The 1205-nt window shown below is 55.2% G+C and carries 2 protein-coding genes; one reads left to right on the forward strand and one right to left on the reverse strand.

Annotation, left to right across the window (positions count from 1 at the left end; genetic code table 11):
* Window positions 1-794: sensor histidine kinase KdpD (locus tag CW742_RS13975; protein WP_292421424.1), on the forward strand; the 794-nt coding region annotated here is incomplete at its 5' end.
* Between the two features lie 32 nt (window positions 795-826).
* Here CW742_RS13975 and CW742_RS13980 read toward each other — a convergent pair.
* On the reverse strand, window positions 827-1205 hold a 379-nt coding region (locus CW742_RS13980), incomplete at its 5' end, for a DnaJ C-terminal domain-containing protein (RefSeq protein WP_292421426.1).

The following is a 1205-nucleotide window of genomic DNA, read 5'->3' on the forward strand; positions in this document are numbered from 1 at the left end:
ATACTACTCTCTCGCGCAAGCTGATTATCCTGTTGAACAGGGAACGGATGAAAAGATCTCTCCGGTTCCCGGGACCTTTGGCACGAAACGGGACCGGTTCTTCAGATCCGCCGGCCGAGGAAGCTATCCGCCAGGCAAACCGGAAACTGAACCCTCTCGACAGCGTGACCCGTCATGACATCCTGAACCAGATCACGGCACTGCAAGGGTATCTCCCGCTGATGCAGGAAACAGGCGCTGATCCGAAAATCCTGGAATACCTCAAGCGACAGGAAGAGATTGTTACGACAATCCGGCAGCAGATCGGATTTACGAAGGGATGCCAGGAAATCGGGGTAAATGCTCCCCGGTGGCAGGAGGTTGAACCGGTAGTCTCGAAAGCTGTCGGATCATCTCAGTTCACGCAGATCTCCGTTTCCATGAGCGCGAAAGGTCTTGAGCTGTATGCCGATCCCCTTGTCGAAAACGTGTTCTTCATCATCGCAGACAATGCGCTGAAGCACGGCCACCATGTTGGTGAAATAAGGATCCGGTACGAAATCCGCGATCAGCACCTGGTCGTTATCATCGAAGATGACGGGGATGGGGTGAAAGATACCGAAAATGAGGCAATTTTCCGGTTCGGGTACGACCGGCATACGGGATTCTGCCTTGCCTGTGCACGGTTTTTCCTCTCAATGACCGGGCTCACCGTCCGAAAAACCGGATCGTTTGGCCCCGGTGCCAGCTTCGGGATCACGGGTCCTCCCGGGGCGTTCCGTTTTTCTGAAAAGGAACACGATCCGGCCCCCTGAATAACGGGCCGAAAAAGGGAGCGGGGGATGGATCACTTCCCTTTCTTCTTCCCCATGATATTGTCAAAGAATCCTTTTTTTCCGTCCCGGGAACCTTCTATGTCGAGAAGCTTGTGGTACAGGTCTTTTTCTTCCGGCGAGAGTTTCTTTGGAACAACCACCCTGACCCGGACAAGGAGATCGCCCGGGCGCCCCCTGCGCCTGACCCCTTCTCCCGGGATCTTGAGCGCGGTACCGGACTGGATCCCGGCCGGAACTTTCAGTTCAACATTTCGTTTATCGATGGTCTCGATCTCGACTGAAGTCCCGAGCACTGCCTGCGGTGGCGTGATCTCGATTCCGGTCTCAAGGTTGTCCCCGTCCCGGATAAACCGTTCGTGCGGCCTGACCAGAATCTCGATGAAAAGGTCG

Origin of the sequence: Methanoregula sp., assembly GCF_002835825.1 — an archaeon.
GTDB lineage: Archaea > Halobacteriota > Methanomicrobia > Methanomicrobiales > Methanospirillaceae > Methanoregula.